This is a genomic window from Fulvivirga lutimaris (genome assembly GCF_009711525.1).
GTDB lineage: Bacteria > Bacteroidota > Bacteroidia > Cytophagales > Cyclobacteriaceae > Fulvivirga > Fulvivirga lutimaris.
On sequence record NZ_SMLV01000129.1, the window covers coordinates 1 to 2382 of the forward strand.

General features: G+C 35.5%; 3 protein-coding genes. 1 reads left to right on the forward strand and 2 read right to left on the reverse strand.

Going from position 1 to position 2382, the window contains the following annotated elements:
* Nucleotides 1-731: DUF4249 family protein (locus tag E1140_RS00685; RefSeq protein ID WP_155178029.1), on the forward strand; the 731-nt coding region annotated here is incomplete at its 5' end.
* Here E1140_RS00685 and E1140_RS00690 read toward each other — a convergent pair.
* Nucleotides 728-1393 carry an MORN repeat-containing protein gene (locus E1140_RS00690; protein ID WP_155178030.1) on the reverse strand — a complete coding sequence of 222 codons (666 nt, stop codon included), beginning with the start codon at nucleotides 1391-1393 and terminating at the stop codon, nucleotides 728-730. The two genes, E1140_RS00685 and E1140_RS00690, sit on opposite strands and share 4 nt — an antisense overlap.
* A 122-nt stretch (nucleotides 1394-1515) precedes the next feature.
* The coding region (locus E1140_RS21250) for a hypothetical protein (protein WP_185153341.1) at nucleotides 1516-2382 on the reverse strand (867 nt) is incomplete at its 5' end.

A 2382-nucleotide genomic window follows, 5' to 3' on the forward strand; every position in this document is an offset into this window, starting at 1 on the left:
AAGTTCACATAGTTCTTGATAACGGCTTAGAATATGAATCAGACTTTCAGACCATGCCAGAACCTTTAAGACTTGGTGATATTAAGGTAGACTATATTGAAGAGGAATTGATCATTGATAAGTTCACTTCTCAAAAAAAGCGATATCATCAGCCTGCGATAGAAATTAAAAACACCAACGACCAATTGTATTTTAATTTAAATGTTGCTGGTTATTCAGAAATGTTTGTTAAAACATCCATAATAAGTTGTCCAATTGAGGATGGAGCAGATTTTAGGTTCTCCTGCTGGAAAATATTAGAAAATATTGGAAATGAAATTGTCATTGGGACAAATGAAAATATCGAATCGAGTTCATTTTTTGCAACAACTAACGGAATTCCTGTAGATAGCAAAGGGCGTTTCGTTGGTACAATTGAAATAAACTCAATAACAGCAGACTCTTATTTGTTTTTTCAACAAATTGTGGATCAACTAGCACAAACCGGCACTATGTTTGACCCTCCTTTTTCACCAATAACAGGAAATATTAAACCTTTAAATAGCTCAACACCTGCTTTGGGATATTTCCATACTATGAGCAGTTTAAAGGAAACATTTTGCATAGTAAGAGAGGATATTAGTCTAACTACTGATTTGCCATTTGCATGTTATCCAGATATTCTGTGCATTGATATCTTCGATCCGGCTGTTGAAGACTTACCTCAAGAGTTAATAGAATGCTTTAATTAGTAATTAATCTTAATTAACCAAGCTCCCTTTTCATTAATCTTAAAGTTAATAAGCTCTTGAGAGGTCGAAGTAGATAGCTCGTTTTGCGCCCTAAAATTGACTGTACCTTGCATAGGGAATTCTACAGCATCAAATCCTATGTAGTTACTTGAATTCACTTGAATACCTGACGAATTTGTTAAATAATAGTTTTCAATTTGAGAAGTATTCTGAGTACCCCCTCTCATAAACATAATCTGAACCTTGTTTTGTGAGTCATTCATTTTTATAAAACTAACTCGAGAAGTACCTCTTTTAGAAATTATTTCATAAGGGTTTTCGAATTCTCCCATGTACCTATTATCTTTCCAAAACCCATCAACTATGCTATCATTTGAATAATGATAAACACCGCGTCCTTCCCAAAAACCACGCGACCAATCACCGCTATAATATGAGCCATCTGCATAATCCAATTTTCCAACACCATCCGGGTATCCCTTTTTGAAATCACCCTCATATTTACCCAAGCTTCCTTTAGCAACACCGGTACCATGGGCTCTACCCCTTTTACAATCACCTTTATACTCTTCATCAATACCTTCTAACAAAACACTACAGTCTTGAGAGAGAGCTGGAAGATAAAATAAAATTAAAATTGGAATCAATAATATTTTAGTCATATACTAATTTATACGTTTTTATTATTTTTTGGATTCTAAACGACATAAAACTTAAATCCCTTTATCAATAAAAAAGGGAGTTGAAATTGATTCAACTCCCTTTTCATTAATGTATTTCCTGATTATTCTCCGCCTAGTCTGTTTCTAAGCAAGAACTCCAAGTATGCTTCCTTATAGCTCTCTACTTCAGGAGCCAATTGCATAGCCTCTTCATAGCTAGTAAGCGCATCTGCTAAGAGGTTATTCTCTTCGTAAAAACCTGCAAGGATGTATTTATTAAGAGCTGACTCTTCCTCAACATCTGACATCAACTCGCTAAGAGCAGCTTTTACTTTTTCAGCATCTGCTGCTGGCAATTTCTTAATAGCGTAAGTACCTGACTTTATGGTCTCATCATTCTTATTAACTACGGATAATAAAACCACATTTTCTTTAGCGATTTTCTCATCATTAAGATTCAGCTCTACGTTTGGATTGGTAGTCTCAATAGAGAGCAATACATCCTCAAACATATTTTTTAAAGTCACTGTGTAAGTAATTGAGTTGTCAGTGGTAGAATCCCATCTTACAATGGCTTTATCACTGAATACTCCTACAGAGCTTGGTAAGAAAACCTTAATAGCATCGTTTGTTCCTCTATGAACTGCTCCAGTTGCACTAAGTCTGTTTTTCTTGCTTTCAGCAGACATTTTAGATAAAACAAAATCTGCGTACTTGCTTGCTACGCTGGATCCACTTGTATTAATTTTTGCTGCTAAGTCTGAAACTTTATGGTTTCCTGCTTCTTTGAGCTCTAAGGTTTTACCGCTAGAGTGAACCAAACCAAGGTATGCGTCTGCAGAAACCTGAAGTTCATCAGTGTCATTTAAAGAAGACCCTGTCTTCAATGCCTGCCACTCGCTCCCAGACTTCACTTTATTATCACCCTTATTAGCCAACACCTTAAAAGTATAGCTCTGAGCTAAAACCATATTACCTACTAATAGGAG